Origin of the sequence: Bradyrhizobium jicamae (genome assembly GCF_018130215.1) — a bacterium.
Lineage (GTDB): Bacteria > Pseudomonadota > Alphaproteobacteria > Rhizobiales > Xanthobacteraceae > Bradyrhizobium > Bradyrhizobium jicamae_A.
This window is the reverse complement of the sequence record NZ_JAFCKQ010000001.1, coordinates 325,895-341,779: the sequence shown is the minus strand read 5'-3', so window position 1 is coordinate 341,779 and position 15,885 is coordinate 325,895. Positions and strand designations below refer to the sequence as shown.

Sequence of the window (15,885 nt, the reverse complement as noted above, 5' to 3'; positions counted from 1 at the left end):
GCGGTTCCATGTCATCGCATCGTGATCCGGAGGCCCCCGCCGTCGCGCCTAGGAGCACACGCGACGGCAGGTCCGCCGCCTGCCTAGCCGATCGGCATGGCGACGAAGTGGGTATTGTCCGATGTCTTGACGCGCATCAGGACATCATGCTTGCCGTTGGACTTCGCTTCCGAGAGCGCGCCGCGCAGGTCGGCCGCGGTGCTGACATCCTTGCCGCCGACGGCCAGGATGACATCGCCGGACTTGAAGCCGTGCTCGGCCGCCGGGCCGTCCGGCTCGACCGCCGTCACGACGACGCCCTTGTCGCCGGCGCCTCCGACGTCGCCCGCCGGGGCAACCGATAGACCGAGATGGGGAACGTCCTTCGTCGAGCCCTGCTCGGATTCGTCGGCGCGGGCAACCTTCTGGGTCTCGTTCGGCATCTTGGCGAGGGTCACGTCGACGGTCTGCGCCTCGCCCTTGCGCAGGATGTCGAGCTTCGCCGAGGTTCCGGGAGCCATACCCGAAATCTCGCGCGCGAGTGTTCGCGAATCCTTGACCGCGTTGCCGTTGACCTTCGTGATCACGTCACCCGGCCGGATACCGGCCTGTGCCGCCGGCGTATTCGGCTGGGCCTCGTCGACCAGCGCACCCTGGGCCTGCTTCAAGCCGAGGCTCTCGGCGATACCAGCGGTGACCGGCTGCACCTGCACGCCGATGTAGCCGCGCGTCACCGTGCCGTGCTCCTTGAGCTGGGCGACGATCATCTTGACGGTCGGAGCCGGCACGTCGAACCCGATGCCGACCGAGCCGCCGGACGGCGAGTAGATCGCGGTGTTGACGCCGATCACGTTGCCATTGGCGTCGAAGGTTGGTCCGCCGGAGTTGCCCTTGTTGATGGGCGCATCGATCTGGATGTAGTTGTCATAGGGGCCCGCGCCGATATCGCGTCCCTCTGCCGAGATGATGCCGGCGGTCACCGTGCCGCCGAGGCCATAGGGGTTGCCGACCGCCACGACCCAATCGCCGACGCGAGGGGCCTTGCTTTCGAGATTGACGTAGGTGAAGTCGGACTTGCCCTCGACCTTGATGAGCGCAAGATCCGTCTTCGGATCGGTGCCGATCACCTTCGCGGTATAGATGGTGCCGTCGTCCGTCGTGACCTGCACGGACTTGGCGTGATCGACGACGTGGTTGTTGGTCACGGCATAGCCGTCCGCGGAAATGAAGAAGCCGGAGCCGACGCCGGTGATGATCTCATGGCGCTGCAGCTTGCCGCCGGGAACACCGTCCTGACCAAACTGGCGGAAGAATTTCTCGAAGGGGGTGCCTTGCATGGACGGAGGCATGTTCTCCGCATTCGGCCCGGCCGCGTCGCTCCCTTCGTCCAGCTTCACGCGGACTGAAATGACCGCCGGCTTGACCTTCGCGACGAGGTCGGCGAAGCCCGCGGGACCTTGCGTCTGTGATGTCGAGGTCGTCGCGGCGAAAGCCTGGCCGCCAAATCGGCCGTATCCGATCGGTCCCCCCGCGACTACTGCGGCGCCGATCACCGCAACGGAGCCGAGCAGTGTCAGTCGTCGCGCCGACAGGGGCCTGCGAGATGTGCGATCGCGTGAGTTATTGTTGTCGTTTGGCATGATGTCTCTCCCAAATGGTAGCGTTATGTCGCTGAGACGAACTTATTGCCGCCGCATTACGGCGTCCTGTCTGGCGGATTAATTCGAGGGATAGGTTGTTAAATTCGCGGTAAGCTCCGCGAACGATGCATGCGCGAAACTTCAGGGCGAGACGCATGAGGGCGAGACGCATGAGGGCGAGACGCATGAGATCGCCGACGCGTGCCGCATCGATGGCTGCCGCTGCCGTCCCGTCTCGCATGTGACTGCGCGAGCTCCTGGCATTGATTTGCCCGACGGCGCAAGCCCGTCGTTCAAAAATATTTCGGTTTATCGTAATGGCAAATCAGTGTATAGATTTTCCGTCTCACCCGATCGAGGGGCGCTCGCGATCGTCACGAACGCGCGGTGGGATGCGGTGGACGTTGCATGCGTGACTGACGAGAGCGCATGAAGCGGACGGCGAAATCGTGCAGGCCTGACGCCCTAGTGGCAGGTGTCTCCCGCGAGATGCGAAAGCATCTTCGCGAGACGGTGACAAAACAGCCCAGTCTCGCCGGGGCGAGCACGTATAAGCCGTAACCCATCGCGCAGGGAAAGCCGGATTGCTCCGGTTACACCTGTGGTCCTACCCCCGTGCTTTCTACACTGCACGGGGCCCATGGGTGCGATCGGCACCCGGCTTTCCCTGCGCCCTCCGATCAAGAGAGGGCGAAACGAGATGCAAAGCTCGGGCAAATCATGTCGCGAGAAGGATGCTCCTTGTCTGCGTCATTGCGAGCCGACGGGTCGCGCGAATGCGCGTCCGATGACAGGCTCCGCGACGCGATCATCGGTCCGCATAAGCGGATCAATGGATTGCTTCGTCGCTTCAGCGCAAGATTGCTTTTTCTGTCGCGAACTCCTCGCAATGACGGGGGAGATCGCGGCACAAATTCAATGTCGTCCCTGCGAAGGCAGCGACCCATAACCACGAATGCTGATCATTTTGCGTCGCTCGAACGACGAGTCCCACCCACACATCTGCCGCGGCGTGGGCCCGGCCTTCGTCGGGACGAGGCAAGCGTGCGTCTATTTCACTGCCGAGAAACGGTTGTCGAACGAGCTCGACTGCACGACCGGTGCGGAGCCCGCGAGCTGCGAGCTGGTGGTGGACGCAGGCTGAGGAGCGGCGGCGGCGGTGTCGGTGACCGAGGGCTTCAGCGCCGGCTTGGCGGCCTGCTTGCTCTCGGCCTTCGGCGCGACACGGACCACGGATTGCGGCTTGGCCTCGGCGACCTTCGGCCTGGCCGGGACCGGAGCGGCCGACGGGTGCGCCGCGGTCGCCTGGCTGGCGTCGGCGGTGCTGCTGATGCCGACCTTGCGGGCGAAGCTGGAGAAGAAGCTTTCGGACTGGCCGGCCGGCGCCGCGGTTGCCACGCGTGTCGCCGGTGCCGTGGTCGCGGTCGTTGCCACCGCCGGCTCGGCCTGCTGCCGCTCCAGATTCGGCCGCGGCGGATTGACCGTTCCGGGGATCGTGCCGGGAGCGCGCGCCAGCGACATCGATGCCAGCGCCTGGCTGTCGCCGCCGTCGGACAGACCGGTGTTTCCCTCCGGAATCTTCGAGGCGAAGATCGCATTCATGCCGCCGTCGATGCCGGTATTGAGGCGTGCCATCGGCGTGCCCTTCGAGACCAGCTTTGCGAACTCGGCATTGTCCCGCTGCTCCTTCTCGCGCACTGCGCTCTGGATCTCGTCGGGAATCACATAGGCCGGGCACTTGGCGGACGCATTGAACACCGGATCACGCGTCGCGTCCGGCGGCTTCGCCGCGTCGAACACGTATTTCTTCTCGCAGAAGTCGACCTTCGGCTCCCGCTTCGTCACCTCGAAATGATCATTGCCTTCCTTGATCATCTTCCAGAAAGGCATGTTCGGGTTGTTGCGGTGCTTGGCCAGGTTGGCCGCCGTCATGTGGAACGGATAGGCCTGGAACTGAAATGCCTTCTGGCCACCGAAGAAGGACTCGCGCCCCAGCGAATAGATCTCCGCGATCTGCTCGTCGGTCATCGCGTAGCAGCCGCGCGAGGAGCAGTCGCCATGCACCATCAGCTCCGAGCCGGTGCGGCCGAGTGCCTTGTCGAAGGCGTTGGGGTAGCCGGTATTGAAGGAGAGATAGTAGGCCGACTGCGGATTCATCTGGCTGGGGTTGATCGAATAGAAACCCTCGGGCGCCTGGCGGTCGCCTTCGCGCACCTTGGGGCCGAGGTCGCCCGACCAGCGGCAGATCGGATAGGTCTTGAGCAGCGCGAAGTCGCCGGAGCGTGTCTGCTTCCAGACCTCGAGCTCGGCTTCCTCCTTGAAGAGACGGACCAGGATCGGCGACTGCAGGTCCATGTCCTTCTCGACCATGGCGGCGACGAGCTTCGGCGGGACCGGCTGGTTGGCCTTGGCGTTGGTGGCGAGCGAGACCTGGTCGGTGTCACAACCGGCGAGCAACACGGCCGCGGCGAGGCCCGCGGAGGTCAAAAGCGCGCGTACGAGCGTACGATCAGTCAAGTCCCAAGCTCCACACCCACCGGGCGATTTTCGCGACCCCAACACGGCGAAAAAGCCCTGAAGCCATTACGTAAAATATTAGCCTTCGACCCCCCTGCTCGCAACCTGAACAGGGGCGACCAGACCGCAACGTAGCAGGCATGGTTCAAGGAATGTTAAAGACCCGACCAGGGGCCGAATTGCGGCCGAATTGGTCGATTTGGCAGGAATTTTGGCCGATTTCGGCGCGTCAGCCGAGCTTGCGGCCGATATCGAGGAATTTCTGGCGGCGCTGTTTGCGAATCGCGTCAGGATCAAGATTTCGTAGGTCGCCGAGGGCCTGGGCGATGGCATCGCCCGTGATGGCGATCATGGCCGCCGGATCGCGATGGGCACCGCCGGCGGGCTCTTTCAGGATCTGGTCGATCACGCCAAAGCGCAGCATGTCCTGGGCGGTGATCTTCATGCTGTTGGCGGCTTCCTGCGCCTTGGTGCCGTCGCGCCACAGGATCGAGGACGCCGCTTCCGGCGAGATCACGGAGTAGATCGCATGCTCCATCATCAGCACGCGGTTGGCCGTGGTGATGGCAATGGCGCCACCCGACATGCCCTCGCCGGTAACGATCGCAACGTTGGGTACACCAAGCGACAAGCAGGCGTCGGTCGAACGCGCGATCGCCTCGGCCTGGCCGCGCTCCTCGGCGCCGATGCCGGGATAGGCGCCGGCGGAATCGACGATCGACAGAACCGGAATGCCGAAGCGGTCGGCCATCTCCATCAGCCGTACCGCCTTGCGATAGCCCTCGGGGCGCGCCATGCCGAAATTGTGCTTGATGCGGCTGTCGGTGGTGGCGCCCTTCTCCTGGCCGACCACGCAGATGCTTTCACCGCGGAAACGGCCGAAGCCGCCGATCAGGGCCTCGTCATCGGCGAATTTACGGTCGCCGGCCATCGGCGTGAATTCGGTGATCAACGCGCCGACGAAATCGGTGAAGTGAGGGCGCTGCGGATGCCGCGCGACCAGCGTCTTCTGCCATGGCGTCAGGTTCGCATAGAGCTCGGCGAGCGCCTGCGCCGCCTTGTCCTCGATCCGCGCGACCTCGTCGCCGATGTCGCTTCCGCTCGCGGCAAGCGCACGCAACTCGTCGATCTTGGATTCAAGCTCGGCGACGGGTTTTTCGAAGTCGAGATAGCTGCGCATCGGATCGGGCATCAACTCAATATAAGGAGGAACGGTGCGAGGGGCGAAGCGGTTTTGGCGGACGACAGAGAAGTTATTCAACTTCAAATGGTTAACGCGCATTCAGGCCGGATGCAGGCTTCGGGATCGCAAGCAGGTGACGCTCTTTCCGCGGAGACGCCGCGGAAGTCAAGGCGGGCGTTACGTTTCCGCCAGCGGATGCAGGTCGCGGACCAGGCTCTTCAGGCGCTCCTCGACCACATGGGTATAGATCTGCGTCGTCGAGATATCGGTGTGGCCGAGCAGGGTCTGCACGATCCTGAGGTCGGCACCATTGTGCAGCAGATGGCTGGCAAAGGCGTGACGCAGCACGTGCGGCGAGACGAGGCGGGGCGCGAGGCCGGAGGCGGCCGCCAGCTCCTTGAGGTCGCGGGCAAAATGCTGCCGGGTCAGATGGCCGCTCTCGCCGAAGGAGGGAAACAGCCATTTCGACGGCGCGGCCTTCTTCTCGGGCTGCATCACGGCCATTGCGGCGAGATAATCCGCCATCGCCTGGCGCGAGGCGTCGTTGAGCGGCACCAGCCGCTCCTTGTTGCCTTTGCCGCGCACCACGATCATCCGCGCGTCGCGTCGTGCCGCGGCTGTTGGCAGCGACACCAATTCGGAGACGCGCAGGCCGGTGGCGTAGAGCACTTCGAGCAGGCAGTAGAGCCGCAGCGCGCGCAGCCGCTGCCCCGGCGAGACTTCCGTTTCGGTCAGCTCCCTGGCGCGGGTCAGCATGCGGTCGACGTCGGCTATCGACAGCACCTTGGGCAGGCCACGGCCGCGCTTCGGCCCGGACAGGATCGCGGCCGGGTCGTCGCTGCGGATTCGCTCGTTGAGCAGGAAACGGTAGAGATGCCGCATCGCCGACAGCCGCCGCGCCACGCTCGACGACTTGAAGCCTCTCGTATCGAGGTCGGCGAGATAGCCCCGGAGCATCTCGGTGTCGGCGCCGGTGAAGTCGGCGCCGGATTGCCTGAGGAAGTCGGAGAAGTCGGTGAGGTCGCGCCGGTAGGCGTCGAGCGTGTTGACGCCCGCCCCCTGTTCCGCGGCGAGCATGTCGAGGAACAGCGCGATCAGGCCCGCATCGGAGGATTTGGCGGGAGTTTTGGTTTTGGTCTTGGTGCTCATGCCAGGACCCTAGCGGCTATTTCTTGAGGAACTTATCCGGTGGGATGGTCAGCGTCATTTCCCGCGGCTTCGGGTGCACGAAATTCGCCAGCGCATAGACGACGCCGTAGCCGATGCCGAAAATCACGGCGACGACCGACAGGAAGCGGAACAAGCTGGGCATTGAGGGGCTCAGAGGGCAAATTAACCAATGAAATCATCCAACATGTTCCCTGCGCCGTTGCAAGAGTCGCTGGTAACGGTATCGCCGGGGGTAGTATAGGTGACCCGAATTCCGACAATTCGTCCCGATAACCGAGCTTTTTGATGTCCGAGACCGCCGTACCGGCACCGACCCACCCGACCCTGGAGGCCGACATCGCGGCCGTGCTGGGGCCGCGGTCGATCGTGCTGGTCGGCATGATGGGCGCCGGCAAGTCGACCATTGGACGGCGGATGGCGGCGCGCCTGCATCTGCCCTTCACCGACGCCGATACCGAGATCGAGACGGCGGCCGGCATGTCGATCCCCGATATCTTCGAGATCCATGGCGAGGCGTATTTCCGCGACGGCGAGGCGAGGGTGATCGCGCGCATCCTCGACAGCGGGCCGGTCGTGCTGGCGACCGGCGGCGGCGCTTTCATGCGACAGGAGACCCGCAACCGGATTCGGGAGCGAGCGGTCTCGATCTGGCTCAAGGCCGACCCCGACGTCATCATGCGCCGGGTTCGTCGCCGCGCCGATCGCCCGTTGCTGCAGACCGCCGATCCGGAGGCGACCGTCAACCGCCTGCTCGGCGAGCGCGAGCCGGTTTACCGCAATGCCGACCTGACGATCGCCTCGCGCGACGTCCCGCACGACCGCATCGTCGAAGAATGCCTCGAGGCCTTGCATGCGCATCTGTGCGGCGCGCGGCCGGCCGACGAACCAACCAGAACGGATTGAGTGCGACCCGCATGACTGCGCCTCTGAAACATTCCGCTGATGTCACCGTCGATGTCGCGCTCGGCGACCGTGCCTATGACATCGTCATCGGCCGCGACGTGCTGGCCTCGCTCGGCGCGCGGATCGCGGCGCTGCGGCCCGGCGTTCGCACCGCCATCGTCACCGACCGCACGGTTGCGAAGCACTGGCTCGAGCCGACCGAAGCGTCGCTCGCCGCCGCAGGCGTGCCGACGGCGCGGATCGTCGTCGAGGAAGGCGAGGGCTCCAAGAGCTATGCCGGACTGTCGCAGGTCAGCGAAGCGCTGATCGCGGCCAGGATCGAGCGCAATGATCTCGTGATCGCGCTTGGCGGCGGCGTGGTCGGCGATCTCGCGGGCTTTGCCGCTGCGATCCTGCGCCGAGGCGTCGACTTCGTGCAGGTGCCGACCTCGCTGCTGGCGCAGGTCGATTCCTCCGTGGGCGGCAAGACCGGTATCAACTCGCCGCAGGGCAAGAACCTGATCGGTTCATTCCATCAGCCGGTGCTTGTCATTGCCGACACGTCCGTGCTCGACACGCTGTCGCCGCGCCAGTTCCGCGCCGGTTATGCCGAGGTCGCCAAATACGGCATCCTCGGCGACGAGGCCTTCTTCGCCTGGCTCGAGACCAATCATGCCGACATCTTCGCGGGCGGCGCGGCGCGCGAGCATGCGATCGCGACCTCCTGCCGCGCCAAGGCAGGCGTAGTCTCGCGCGACGAGCGCGAGACCGGCGAGCGCGCGCTGCTCAATCTCGGCCACACCTTCGGCCATGCGCTGGAAGCCGCGACCGGCTTCTCGGATCGCCTGTTCCATGGCGAAGGCGTCTCGGTCGGAATGGTGCTCGCTGCGCAATTCTCCGCCGGGCTTGGCATGATCTCGCCAGACGATGCGGCGCGGATCGAACGTCATCTTGCCGCGGTAGGCTTGCCGACGCGCCTGCAGGACATCGCGGGCTTCGCCCAGGAGGGCCTCGCCGACGCCGACGCACTGCTGGCGCTGATGGCCCAGGATAAAAAGGTCAAGCGCGGCAGGCTCACCTTCATCCTGCTGGAGGCCGTCGGCCGCGCCGTGATTTCAAACAATGTCGAGCCGTCGCTGGTGCGCGACTTCCTGCAAGCCAAGCTGAAGGCCTAAACCACGGATCAAATCAGTGGGCTGGTTCACCTTCTCGATCGTCCTGGGCTGTCTCCTGCTTTCCGCCTTCTTCGCGGCGAGCGAGACGGCGCTGACCGGCGCCTCGCGCGGCAGCATGCTGCGGCTGTCGAAGCAGGGCAATGGCGAGGCCAGTGTCGTCTCGAAGCTGATCGAGATGCGCGAGCGCATGATCGGCGCGCTGCTGCTCGGCAACAATATCGCCAATATCGGCGCCTCGGCGCTGGCGACCGGGGTCTTCACCGCCTGGTTCGGTGACGTCGGCGTGCTCTACGCCACCGCCGTCATGACCGTCCTGGTCGTGGTGTTCGCGGAAGTGCTGCCCAAGACGATCGCCATCAATGCGCCCGACCGCATCTCGCTCCTGGTCGCGCGGCCGATGCGGCTCACGATCCTCCTGCTCGGACCGCTCCTGACCGTCATCGAGGCCATCGTGCTGGCGCTGATGAGGCTGCTCGGAATCAAGGTCGGCGCGCATCAGGCGATCCTGTCGCCGACCGAGCGCCTGCGCGGCGCGGTCGACCTGCTGCACAAGGAGGGCAAGGTCGAGAAGCAGGACCGCGACATGCTCGGCGGTCTCCTGGACCTGCGCGAGCTGCAGGTCTCCGACGTGATGGTCCATCGCACCGAGATGACCACGGTCAATGCCGACCTGCCGCCGGAGGAACTGGTGCGCGAGGTGCTGGCGAGCGAATACACCCGCATCCCGCTGTGGCGGGAGAAGCCGGAGAACATCGTCGGCGTGCTGCACGCCAAGGATCTGCTGCGTGCCATCCGCGCCAATGAAGGCGACATGTCAGGCATCGACGTGTCGTCGATCGCGTTGCCGCCCTGGTTCGTGCCGGAGATGCGCCCGGTGTCAGAGCAGCTCAAGGCATTCCGCCGCCGCAAGACCCACTTCGCCCTGGTCGTCGACGAATATGGCGAGGTCGAAGGCATGGTGACGCTGGAGGACATTCTGGAGGAGATCGTCGGCGACATCTCCGACGAGCACGACGTCGTGGTCGCCGGCGTGCGCGCCCAGCCGGACGGTTCGGTCGTGGTCGACGGCTCGGTGCCGATCCGCGATCTCAACCGCGCGATGGACTGGAGCCTGCCGGACGAGGAGGCGACCACGGTCGCCGGCCTCGTGATCCACGAGGCACGCTCGATCCCCGAGCGCGGCCAGAGCTTCACCTTCCACGGCTTCCGTTTCCGCGTGCTCCGCCGCGAGCGCAACCGCATCACCGCACTGCGCATCGTCGCCGTGCCGCGCGAGGGGACGGAGCTCGACGAGAAGAAGCCGAAGCGCGCCGGGACCGCGTTCTAGCCCGGCATGGTTTCACTCGATGTCGATCGTGATGCCCGAGAGCTTCCACGCGCCGTCGGAGGGGATGAAGCCGAGCTGGTACTTCACCTGCTTGGGCGTGGTGTCGAAATGACCTTTCAGCCGCAGCACGCCCTTGTCGTCGATCTTGGCGTCCTCATCCATAATGATCGGCTTGGCGACGATGGCATCGAACACCGCATGCTTGTCGACCAGGTCCTTGAAGATCGACTTCAGCTTGTCCGGCGGAAACTGGTCGCGGAACGGCTTGGAGATCTTGGCGTGGAACACGGTGAAATTGTCGGCCGCGACCGCGTCGTTGAGCGACACCAGGATGCTCTTGATCAGCACCTCCTGGACGAACGCGCTTGGCAGGTCCAGCGCCCGGGCCGGCGCGGTCGCGCAAACCAGCAGCAGGCCGGCAGCGGCGGCGACCGACCGGATTCGTGCCCAGCGAGGGATCATCAGGCGGCCCCTTCAATCAATGGCGATGCGATCGAAAGCCAGCCGCTTCCGTGGGAGCGGGTCCATCGCCGATGGCATCCTGTGAAGCTAGATGAATACCGCCGCGTCGTCTTGAGGCAAGCGCGAGCTAGCGGGCTTTTTCCCCGGCTGCATGCGCATGGATCGCCAGCGCATGCACCGAGCCGGCGAGTTCCTGCGCCAGCGCCGCATTTATCATGCGGTGACGTTCGATCCGGGTCTTCCCTTCGAAGGCCGGAGACACAATATACACCCGGAAATGCGTCTCGCCGCCGGGCCTGTGGCCGGCGTGGCCCTCATGCAGATGTGACTCATCGACGACGTCGAGGCTTTCCGGCAAGAAAGCTTCACGCAACTTGTTTATGATAGCGTCTTTGGTGCTCATGGCGGCGGATTACGTTCGTGACAGCTTTTCGTCAATGGTGCAGCGGGAAACGAGGTCTGCGCAATGTCAAGACTTGAAGAATTGCGCATTGCGTAGTCAAAGACAGCATGCCGATCGATTCATCCAAATTCTTCGACTCCATTCGCATCAAGCCGACCAAGGTGAGTGCGAAGCGCCAGGCGCAGGCCGGAGAGCAGGCCGTGACCTGCGAGTGGGCCGGCTGCCAGAACAAGGGTGCGCACCGCGCGCCGAAGGGCCGCGAGAATTCGCGCGAGTACTGGCACTTCTGTCTCGATCACGTCCGCGAGTACAACCAGTCCTACAATTTCTTCCAGGGCATGAATCCGGATGACGTCGCGCGCTACCAGAAGGACGCGCTGACCGGCCATCGCCCGACCTGGAAGATGGGCGCCAACAGCGGCAGCAAGAAGGGCGAGGGCGATTTCGACGCCGCGTCCGATCCGTTCCACGTGTTCTCCGAGCTCAACGGCCGCGGCCGCTGGCGGCCCGGTCCGGGCGCGCAGGCCAAGGCCGAGACGCGCAAGGTGATGAACGCCGAGCGCAAGGCGCTGCAGGTGATGGGTCTCGGCGCCGAGGCGACGCTCGAAGACGTCAAGGCGAAGTACAAGGCGCTGGTCAAGCAGCACCATCCCGACGCCAATGGCGGCGACCGCTCCACCGAGGATCGCCTGATCGAGATCATCAAGGCTTACAACTATCTGAAGACCGTGGTGCGCGAGGCCTGAGCGCTCGCGCACTGCGCTCCATCCGGGCTACGGTTCTCTCGCGTCAGCCTTTCGGTACCGCCCCGACATAGGACGAACTCGGTCGGATCAGCCGGCCGGTACGCCGCTGCTCCAGGGCGTGCGCGGTCCAGCCGGCCGCGCGGGCCACGGCGAAGATCGGCGTGAACGCCTGCCGCGGGATTTCCAGCGCGTCGAGCAGGATCGCGGTGAAGAACTCGACATTGGTCTCGAGCGGCCGGTCTGGATTCTTCCGTCGCAATGCTGCGCGGATATAGGCTTCGACCTCGCCGGCAAACGGCAGGTCGGCGCCGTCGGCCTCCAGCCGCTCGATTGCAGCCTTCAGCACGTCGGCGCGCGGGTCGCGCACACGATAGACGCGATGCCCAAATCCCATCAGCCGTTCGCCGCGCGCCAGCGCGTCGTCGACCCAGGGCTGGATGCGTTCGCGCGCGCCGATCGCATCCAGCATCTCCAGTACCGGCTCCGGTGCGCCGCCATGCAGCGGGCCGGTCAGCGCGCAATAGCCGCCGGTGATGGCCGCAAACAGATCGGCCTGGGTCGAGGCGATCACCCGCGTGGTGAAGGTCGATGCGTTCATGCCGTGATCGCAGACCGTAACGAGATAAGCGTCGAGGGCTGCGACCTCGCGTGGCGGCGCCTTGCGGCCCAGCAGCATGCGCAGCGTATCGGCGGCGTGGCTGATGTTGGGATCCGGCGCGATCGGGTCGCCGCCGCGGGCACGCTGGACCAGTGCGCCCGCGATCACCGGAAAGGCGCCAACGATGGTCGCCTCATGCTCCAACCCGTTCTCGCCGCGCAGGCCCGCGATCGCGGCACGGAAGCCGTCGACGATCGACATGCCGCGCGTTGCCGGCAGCAGTTCCGGCAGGCGGGCAAAGGCGCGTTCGCGGGCGGCGCCGAGGCATGAGCGGACATTGGCCTCGCTCAGCGTCTTGCCGGTGGCGCCGTTCCAGAGGCGTGCGGTGACGCCCTCGAAGCTCGATTTGCCAGCAAGGTCGGCGACGTGCTCGCCGGCGATGATTAATTCGCCGCGCTCGCCGTCGACATGGCTCAACACGGTCTCGGCGGCGGGAACGCCGTCCAGACCGATCTGGCTCTTGGTGAGAAGCATATTCATGGCCCGATCTCCTGTTTCACAGGTGGAAAGGTCGGGCCTCTCGACGAGTTGATCAATCTTGATTATATTAATCAATATGAAAAAATCCGCCGAGCTGTATCTCTCCGCCCGGGAGGCTGCCGCCGAACTCGCGATCTCGCCGGCGACCCTCTATGCCTATGTCAGCCGCGGGCTGATCCGCTCCGAGCCGTCGCCGGATTCGCGCAGCCACCGCTACCGCGCCGAGGACATCAGGGGCTTGAAAGAGCGCCGGGTGCCGTCGCCGGAGCCGCGCGGCCTGCGCAATTTCGACGCGGACCTGCCGGTGCTGGATTCGGCGATCGCGACCATCACCGAGCAGGGGCCGATCTACCGCGGGGTGAACTGTGTCGATCTCGCCGAACGCGGCACGCTGGAGCACACCGCGACCTTGCTGTGGGACGTCACCGGCGTCGATCCGTTCGCGTCAGACAATTGTCCGCAGGTCTCGGACGAGATGCGCGTGATCGCGGAGGTCACACGACGCGCGGCGCCGATCGATCGTACCGTCGCTGTGATGGCGCTGGCGGCGAGCGCCGATCCCGGCGCCTTCACGCGGGCGCCCGACGGCCGCGCCATGGTCGGCGCCCGAATCCTCCGCCTTCTGGTCGCGACCATGCTGAATGCGCCGACATCGGCCGTGCCGTTGCATCAGCAGGTCGCGCGGGTCTGGACGCCAGGCAACAACCACGCGCCGGATCTGATCCGCCGCGCTCTGGTGCTGCTGGCCGATCACGAACTGAATGCCTCGACCTTCACCGTGCGATGCGCTGCATCGACCGAACTCAATCTCTACGACGCGGTGATCGCAGGTCTCGTGGCGCTGAAGGGCCCGAAGCATGGAGGTGCCGGCGTGCTCGCCTCGCGTCTGGTCAGGACCATGATCGACAACGACGTCGCGCCCGTGATTCGCGAGCGCGTCGCGCTCGGCGAACGCTTCGCCGGTTTCGGCCACGGCGTCTACAAGAAGGGCGATCCGCGCGCGATCTCGCTTCTGGACGCGCTGACCCGCGCCGGCGCGCCGCGCAAATTCACCCGGGAGGTGCCGGAGCGGATCGCGGAAGCAACCGGCGAATTCGTCAACATCGATTATGCGCTGGCGGTGCTGGTGCATGCCTTGCGAATGCCTGCGGGCAGCGAGCTGGCGCTGTTTGCGATGGCGCGCTGCGTCGGCTGGATCGCGCATGCCAGCGAGCAGCTCCAGCACGGCAAGCTGATCCGGCCCCGCGCGCGTTATGTCGGCCCGGCGCCCGGGCGAGCCGGAACGACCAACAGCCTGTAACGACTACTCTGCGGACCGTGCCGGCTCGATCAGGCTGCCGCCATGACGGCGCCGGATGGTCCAGACCGCGAGCGTCAGGATCACGGCGGTGCCCGCGACCGTGAACATCCAGAGATGCTTGCCGACATGCTCGTGATGCGGCAGGCCGGCATACTCGTGCAGCGCGGTAACGGCAAGCACGCCAGGCAGCACGTGCGCCGGCGCCCAGAGCAGGATCGCCGGGATATTGACAGCGAAGAAGCGCGCCGCGGGCATGTCCAGCGCCCCTGCCGTGATCGGCACGAAGGCACGGATCGGCGGCACGAAGCGGGCGAAGAACACGGCAAACACGCCCCAGCGGTTGAAGAAGGCCTCGCTCTGCGCCACCACGCGCGGGTAGTTGTTGAGCGGCCAGGCCGAGAGGATTTCGCGCTGGCTGCGGTAGCCGATCAGGAAGGCGGTGCCGTCGCCGAGCATCGCACCGGCCGCGGCCGCCGCGAGCACCGGCCATAGCTTCAACTCGCCGCCGGGCACCAGCGCGCTCAGCGCCAGGATGATGGTCGATCCGGGCACCAGCGAGCCGACGACCGGGACCGCCTCCAGCAGGGCGGCCAGGAACAGCGTCAAATAGGCCAGCCAGGCATGTGTCGAAACGAACGTGATAAAGGGGTCAAGGAAAGATGTCACAGAAATCCCGTATGGCAGTGAGTGGCCGTTTGCAGACCTAACAACTCACTGCCGGGCGGAAAAGTGCCCCGCCGGGAACAACTGGCCCGGGCGGTGGGACAAAAGTACGGCGTGATTTGCAGGGCAGCCTTCCAAAAACCGAAACTTGGACCTATCTTCATGATAGAACAACGGAACTTTGATTGAGCCTCGGGCTTCTGCCCGCCGTTGCTCTCTGCTAGGCTTGTGCGTAGCACCCAATCCGCAGCCAAACGATTAATCTGGTTTCGGGAATGCCCGGGACCTCGGAGGATGAATGACGACCGCCGTCCAGACCAAAGCCCAAGAGCCCGTCGGCTTGCCCGATATGAAGGTGTCGGTCCGGCAGGTCTTCGGGATCGATAGCGACCTGGAAGTTCCCGCCTATTCCGAAGTCGATCCGCATGTGCCGGAAGTCGACAGCGACTACCGCTTCGACCGCGCCACCACACTCGCGATCCTTGCCGGCTTCGCCAAGAACCGCCGCGTGATGGTCACCGGCTATCACGGCACCGGCAAGTCGACCCATATCGAGCAGGTCGCGGCGCGACTCAACTGGCCCTGCGTCCGCGTCAACCTCGACAGCCACATCAGCCGTATCGATCTCGTCGGCAAGGACGCGATCGTGGTCAAGGACGGCAAGCAGGTCACGGAATTCCGCGACGGCATCCTGCCTTGGGCCTTGCAGCACAACATCGCGCTGGTGTTCGACGAGTATGACGCCGGCCGTCCCGACGTGATGTTCGTGATCCAGCGCGTGCTTGAAGTGTCCGGCCGCCTGACGCTGCTCGACCAGAACAAGGTGATCAAGCCGCACCCGGCGTTCCGCCTGTTCTCGACCGCCAACACGGTCGGCCTCGGCGACACTTCGGGCCTCTATCACGGCACCCAGCAGATCAACCAGGGCCAGATGGACCGCTGGTCGATCGTCACGACGCTGAACTACCTCGCCCATGACGAGGAGGTGGAGATCGTGCTGGCCAAGGCGCGCCACTACCGCACGCAGGAGGGCCGCGACATCGTCAACAAGATGGTGCGGCTTGCGGATCTCACCCGCAATGCCTTTGCGAACGGCGATCTGTCGACGGTGATGAGCCCGCGCACGGTGATCACCTGGGCCGAGAACGCCGACATCTTCAGCGATATCGGCTTCGCGTTCCGCGTCACCTTCCTCAACAAGTGCGACGAACTGGAGCGGCCGCTGGTCGCCGAGTTCTATCAGCGCTGCTTCAACGTCGAGCTGCCGGAATCCTCGGTCAACGTGGCGCTCAGCTAGTCC

General features: G+C 65.2%; 15 protein-coding genes. 6 read left to right on the top strand and 9 right to left on the bottom strand.

The genetic code is table 11. The features are described 5' to 3' along the window. Positions 1 to 83: 83 nt before the first annotated feature. The 5 genes from JQ586_RS01565 to JQ586_RS01545 form a co-directional block, all read right to left on the bottom strand. Complete coding sequence (locus JQ586_RS01565; RefSeq protein WP_212392717.1) at positions 84 to 1,619, bottom strand: Do family serine endopeptidase; 1,536 nt, start codon at positions 1,617 to 1,619, stop codon at positions 84 to 86. 1,050 nt (positions 1,620 to 2,669) lie between these two features. Beyond that, positions 2,670 to 4,136, bottom strand: coding sequence for a murein L,D-transpeptidase family protein (locus tag JQ586_RS01560; protein ID WP_212392716.1), 1,467 nt, complete (start codon positions 4,134 to 4,136; stop codon positions 2,670 to 2,672). 229 nt (positions 4,137 to 4,365) lie between these two features. Next, positions 4,366 to 5,328 (bottom strand): acetyl-CoA carboxylase carboxyltransferase subunit alpha, encoded by a 963-nt coding sequence (locus JQ586_RS01555; protein WP_212392715.1) that lies wholly within the window; start codon positions 5,326 to 5,328, stop codon positions 4,366 to 4,368. Between the two features lie 168 nt (positions 5,329 to 5,496). After that, positions 5,497 to 6,468, bottom strand: coding sequence for a site-specific tyrosine recombinase XerD (gene xerD / locus JQ586_RS01550; protein WP_212392714.1), 972 nt, complete (start codon positions 6,466 to 6,468; stop codon positions 5,497 to 5,499). Positions 6,469 to 6,484: 16 nt separating this feature from the next. After that, on the bottom strand, positions 6,485 to 6,631 hold the full coding sequence (locus JQ586_RS01545; protein WP_212392713.1) for a histidine kinase: 147 nt from the start codon (positions 6,629 to 6,631) through the stop codon (positions 6,485 to 6,487). 143 nt (positions 6,632 to 6,774) lie between these two features. Between JQ586_RS01545 and JQ586_RS01540 the strand changes: the two genes are divergently transcribed. Genes JQ586_RS01540 through JQ586_RS01530 form a run of 3 tightly spaced genes read left to right on the top strand, consistent with a single transcriptional unit; the run spans position 6,775 to position 9,873 of the window. Continuing rightward, on the top strand, positions 6,775 to 7,392 hold the full coding sequence (locus JQ586_RS01540) for a shikimate kinase (RefSeq protein ID WP_212392712.1): 618 nt from the start codon (positions 6,775 to 6,777) through the stop codon (positions 7,390 to 7,392). Between the two features lie 11 nt (positions 7,393 to 7,403). Continuing rightward, a complete protein-coding gene (aroB, locus tag JQ586_RS01535) occupies positions 7,404 to 8,546 on the top strand; it encodes a 3-dehydroquinate synthase (RefSeq protein ID WP_212392711.1) in 1,143 nt (380 codons plus the stop codon). A gap of 16 nt (positions 8,547 to 8,562) precedes the next feature. Continuing rightward, a complete protein-coding gene (locus JQ586_RS01530) occupies positions 8,563 to 9,873 on the top strand; it encodes an HlyC/CorC family transporter (RefSeq protein ID WP_212392710.1) in 1,311 nt (436 codons plus the stop codon). A gap of 12 nt (positions 9,874 to 9,885) precedes the next feature. Here the strand turns inward: JQ586_RS01530 and JQ586_RS01525 are convergent, their stop codons facing one another. Beyond that, on the bottom strand, positions 9,886 to 10,335 hold the full coding sequence (locus JQ586_RS01525) for a hypothetical protein (RefSeq protein WP_212392709.1): 450 nt from the start codon (positions 10,333 to 10,335) through the stop codon (positions 9,886 to 9,888). Between the two features lie 127 nt (positions 10,336 to 10,462). After that, the gene (locus JQ586_RS01520) at positions 10,463 to 10,738 is read right to left on the bottom strand and encodes a BolA family transcriptional regulator (RefSeq protein ID WP_212392708.1); all 276 of its coding nucleotides are present in this window, start codon (positions 10,736 to 10,738) and stop codon (positions 10,463 to 10,465) included. 107 nt (positions 10,739 to 10,845) lie between these two features. On the opposite strand from JQ586_RS01520, the gene JQ586_RS01515 reads away from it, so the two are divergent. Continuing rightward, the gene (locus JQ586_RS01515) at positions 10,846 to 11,484 is read left to right on the top strand and encodes a J domain-containing protein (RefSeq protein WP_212392707.1); all 639 of its coding nucleotides are present in this window, start codon (positions 10,846 to 10,848) and stop codon (positions 11,482 to 11,484) included. A 43-nt stretch (positions 11,485 to 11,527) separates the two neighbouring features. Here JQ586_RS01515 and JQ586_RS01510 read toward each other — a convergent pair whose 3' ends face one another. Further along, complete coding sequence (locus JQ586_RS01510) at positions 11,528 to 12,622, bottom strand: citrate synthase/methylcitrate synthase (RefSeq protein WP_212392706.1); 1,095 nt, start codon at positions 12,620 to 12,622, stop codon at positions 11,528 to 11,530. A gap of 76 nt (positions 12,623 to 12,698) precedes the next feature. On the opposite strand from JQ586_RS01510, the gene JQ586_RS01505 reads away from it, so the two are divergent. Next, positions 12,699 to 13,922 (top strand): citrate synthase family protein, encoded by a 1,224-nt coding sequence (locus tag JQ586_RS01505; protein ID WP_212392705.1) that lies wholly within the window; start codon positions 12,699 to 12,701, stop codon positions 13,920 to 13,922. A gap of 3 nt (positions 13,923 to 13,925) precedes the next feature. Here the strand turns inward: JQ586_RS01505 and JQ586_RS01500 are convergent, their stop codons facing one another. Then, on the bottom strand, positions 13,926 to 14,588 hold the full coding sequence (locus JQ586_RS01500) for a DedA family protein (protein WP_212392704.1): 663 nt from the start codon (positions 14,586 to 14,588) through the stop codon (positions 13,926 to 13,928). 295 nt (positions 14,589 to 14,883) lie between these two features. Between JQ586_RS01500 and cobS the strand changes: the two genes are divergently transcribed. Further along, complete coding sequence (gene cobS / locus JQ586_RS01495) at positions 14,884 to 15,882, top strand: cobaltochelatase subunit CobS (protein WP_212392703.1); 999 nt, start codon at positions 14,884 to 14,886, stop codon at positions 15,880 to 15,882. The last annotated feature ends 3 nt before the right edge of the window (positions 15,883 to 15,885 follow it).